The organism is Gardnerella sp. C0684A1, from assembly GCF_055326835.1.
The window spans coordinates 1-238 of sequence record NZ_JBLTSX010000088.1; the positions used below are offsets into that span (position 1 = coordinate 1).

The 238-nt window shown below is 69.3% G+C and carries 1 protein-coding gene; it reads right to left on the reverse strand.

Features of this window, described 5'->3' with window-relative positions:
- On the reverse strand, nucleotides 1-238 hold a 238-nt coding region (locus ACNEUN_RS06440; RefSeq protein ID WP_463631635.1), incomplete at both ends, for a hypothetical protein.

Consider the following 238-nt stretch of genomic DNA (forward strand, 5'->3'; position numbering starts at 1 on the left):
CGAGCCAGGCGCGTGTTGCATCACCTGATCGGGATGGCGGCGGAGATAGGCCATGACCGCATCGGCCTTCGCTTCGCCAATCGAGGTGGCGAGCGCGGCCGGGGTGAGCGCGACGAGGGTTTTCAGGTCCGGTATGCGCTGGCGAAGCGCCGGGTTTGACTTCCACAGCCGCTCGCCTTCGCGCGCCTGTTCGTCGGTGAAGGCGAAGCTCCCGGCGCGGAAGGCGAGCGCCCAGCGC